Origin of the sequence: Asticcacaulis sp., assembly GCF_035497195.1 — a bacterium.
In the GTDB taxonomy this organism is placed as follows: Bacteria; Pseudomonadota; Alphaproteobacteria; order Caulobacterales; family Caulobacteraceae; genus Asticcacaulis.
On sequence record NZ_DATJDZ010000010.1, the window covers coordinates 1 to 2,427 of the forward strand.

The following is a 2,427-nucleotide window of genomic DNA, read 5'->3' on the forward strand; positions in this document are numbered from 1 at the left end:
TTCGAGCGTGAGCAGGCGTTCTTCATAGGCGGCATAGGAGCGGGTCTTTTCATCGGTCAGGTTGAGCCCTTCGATGAAAGCGGTCAGATGGGGGGTGACCTTGTAGCTGGCCTGCATGTCGAGTTGGCCATAGGCATCGTAGTTTTCCGGCTGGCCTTCGCTGCCGAAGGTGCGGTTCAGGAACTTGGCGCGCCAGTTATAGGCGGCCCGCAACTGGATCGGTCCCTTTTCATAGAAGACGACCAGGTTGGCCGAGTCCGACAGGCCCTCGACGTTGAACACCTGGGTGGACAACGACGGATCGAAGGCAACCGAGCTGTCGACCTTGGTATAGTTGGCCGACAGGCCCAGGCCATCGAATGGCGACGGCAGGAAGTCGAAGGTGTACTGGAAGGCGGCCTCCAGACCATCGATCTCGGCTTCCTGTGCATTGGTCGGACGGGTATCCTGGAAGGTGTAGCCCAGGATTTCGCGCGGCTGAGTGACCAGCGAGACGAAGTTGGTCACTTTCTTGTGGAACGCCGCCAGGCTGACATAGGCGCTGCGATTGAAGTAGTAGTCGATCGCCAGGTCGGCATTCCAGGCCAGGTAGGGCTTGAGATCCGGGTTGCCACCGGAGCTATAGAAGGATTGCGGTGGGCGCAGGGTATAGGACTGGCTGACGCCGAGGTTCGTCAGGGTTGGACGGGTCAGGGTCCGTGAGATGGCCGCACGGCCGACCAGCTTGTCGGTGAAGTTCAGGCGGAAGGTCGCTGACGGCAGGACGTAGTTATAGGTGTTCTTGACGCGCACCGGCACCGGATCGGAGAGCGTATAGTTCAGCTGAGTATTGTCACCGGCCTGGGTTGTGATCGACACAAGCTGTTGAGACGAACCTTCGGCGACCAGCTCAGTCGAGACCCAACGGAGGCCGGCATCGGCGTCCCAGGGCATGCCACTGATCTCGCCAGCGAACTCCCCCTGCAGATAAAGGGCGTAGGACTTCTCTGCCACGGAGCCTGATCCCAGCGGCGACAGGACACCGCGATAGGAGTTGCCGTTGGCCGCGAAGGCGGCGCGGAAGGCGGCCTGGTTGGCTACGGGCATCTGGCTGATGGCAGCATCTGAGGCATAGTAGGCCGCAAGTGCATCCGGATCGAAGGTCAGCCACTTGGTGGTGAGCTCCGGATTACCGAGGAAGACGCTCTGGCCACTATCAAACACCTGGGCCAGGCCGGCCGGCAGGGTGGCGTAGTAGCCGCAATAGGCGCACAGGATGGCGCCGGGGGTCTGGTAGGCCATGGTTGTCTTGGTACGGTCCGATGCCAGCAGACCGAAGCGCAGGGTGTTCAGCGCACCATCGAACTTATGGCTGCCATCGACGCGCAGCTGGGTGACCTCGTCTGTGATGTCGGAGCCGGTGCGGATGCTGAAGTGACCGCGGGCGCGGTCGGTATCGGTCGCCGGATAGACATTGCTCACGACCGGGGTCGGCAGATCCGGGCGCAGGTCCCAGGTGGGGTTGAGGCCGGTGTTGCGCGAGCCGATGACCATGACCGGCACGCCGTCGCGGCCATCATTGCGGGCCTTGGAGTAGGACAGGTCCGTGGTGATTGTGGTGCGGTCGCTGAGCTTGTAATCGAAGTTGGCGCCCAGCTGGTAGGTCTTGGCATCGCGCGGGGCGGCATTATAGGTGTTGTCGGTGGCCAGGCTGCCGGTATTGCTGCGCACATAGTGGATCAGGGTGCCGTTGGCGTTGGCGGTGGCCGAGATGATATCGGCCGGATCGGAGAAGTAGCCCATGGCATAGACACGGGAATCGACCTTGTACTGGGTGTAGAGCGCGTCGAGCTTGACCGTCAGGCGGTCGGACGGCTTCCAGTCGACGGCCAGGGTGCCGCCGATGCGTTCACGCGAACTGGTATCGACCGACTGACCGGCGCCGCGATCGACGGCCACGTCGGCCAGATCGGTGATGCCATCCTTGTTGAAGTCGAGATCCTGGTGGGCCAGCCAGCCATCGGTCGAAAAGCGATAGACGCGGGCGTCGCGCTTGTCGTAGACGAGACTGCCCAGGACACCGAAGGTGCGGTCGGCATTGCTCTTGCTGAACAAAACCGAAGCGCTGGGGGTGGTGTTCTCGGAACCGCTATCATACTTGCCGGCCAGGCTGCCGGCCATGAAGACGCCGGCGCGATCGGTCGGGCGGGCCGTGCGGATATTGATGGTCGAGCCGATGCCGCCTTCCTGGAAGTTGGCCTGGGACGACTTGAAGACGTCGGCGCCGGAGATCAGTTCCGATGGCAGGACGTCGAAGCTGAACTCGCGGCCATCGTTATCGGTGGCCAGCACCCGTCCATTGAGCAGGACGGTGTTGAACTCAGGGCCAAAGCCACGCACCGTGACGAACCGCCCCTCCCCCTGCTGACGATTGATCGATACCCCCGG

At 62.5% G+C, this 2,427-nt stretch carries 1 protein-coding gene; it reads right to left on the bottom strand.

Annotated features, from left to right (window positions below):
* Window positions 1–2,427, bottom strand: a 2,427-nt coding sequence (locus tag VL130_RS03195) for a TonB-dependent receptor (RefSeq protein WP_325361116.1), incomplete at both ends; no start/stop codon positions are given.